We start from the raw sequence: 1,193 nt of genomic DNA on the forward strand, positions 1-1,193 counted from the left end.
GCCACCCCTTGTTCAGGTGGAACACCAGCACCGCCAGCATCGCCGCTCCACGCAGCGCGTCGATGTCCGGTCGGTAGGTGAAGCCTCCCCCCTTCCCGCTGCCACCCTCCGCCTGGCGGTTGGCCGACGGTGCGGCTCCGGTGCCCGTGACGGCCACCATCAGCGGGACGGGGCCGGAATCAGGCCGGACTTCACCAGAAAACGCTCAAACGGGTCCGCAAGGGATCGGCTTCCAGTGATACTGAGGTGATTTGAATCGGCGAAGAGAGGCGTTCCATCCGGTTGCCTGTAGGTGACCCGACCCTTGGCATCAAGAAATGTTGGGGTGGAATCGAAAACATGGACATTCGGCAAACCCGATGCTGCCGCCTTCAACGTATCCCGAATCCTTTGCTGCATCTGGGCGGTTTGCTCGGCTTCAGGAGAACAGGTCCTGGTGAAGTCTCGAGGGCAAAACATCATTTCTCGAGCCAGAATGGGCGTGTCAACAAAAAGCAGCAACTGGATACCTCGACCTGCCAGTTGCTGGGCGAAGCGGCGCATGCTGGTGGCGTGAATCTCACGCGCCTGCTCTGCCGTGATCCGGCGACCGCCGGACTCCATGACAGCCCCGTTCGATTGCCCCCTGCCATCGGTATCGGAGAGGTAGTAATTCAGCCAGCTTGAGAGCATCACGATATCACCAGGCTTCAATCGCTCCACGGCCCGATCCATCTCGCCTCTGACAAAGTCCTGACAGGGGCCGTAGTCCTTCATGCCCCAATTGATCTGAACCATGGGATCAGGGAAACAGCCACCCATAGCAGCGAAGGTTAGCCGTTGGCCGGTGCGACTTGTCACCAGGTCGAGCATCGGAACTAAATGCTGGGCATGGGAATCACCCAGCAGAAAAATCTCCCCAGCTCCAGGCCTGCCTGGCTTCTGGCAGATGTCATAGTTCGGTCGTGTCGACAATCCGTAGGGCTTAGCTACGGGCACTGTGCAATCTGGTGTGATGCCAGTGCCACGAATCATTGGGTTGAAGTTATTGATTCTCTCGTGGGCAGGGACAGGACTGGGATCACTGCCCACGAACAACTTGCCCCGAAACTGGTGGTGCAGCACGTCAATCCCCACCCACAGGCCACCCAACGCCAGCACCGCCAGCAGCGTCTCCCACCACCACTTCAGCGGATAACGACGCAACGGCTGCT

The 1,193-nt window shown here is 59.4% G+C and carries 1 protein-coding gene; it reads right to left on the reverse strand.

Annotation, left to right across the window (positions count from 1 at the left end; translation table 11 throughout):
• Positions 1-159 precede the first annotated feature (159 nt).
• Positions 160-1,193 (reverse strand): SGNH hydrolase domain-containing protein (locus VB737_RS07140; RefSeq protein ID WP_500312225.1); only part of this gene is annotated, 1,034 nt, incomplete at its 5' end.

The organism is Synechococcus sp. BA-120 BA3 (assembly GCF_034931285.1).
Taxonomy (GTDB): Bacteria; Cyanobacteriota; Cyanobacteriia; order PCC-6307; family Cyanobiaceae; genus Cyanobium.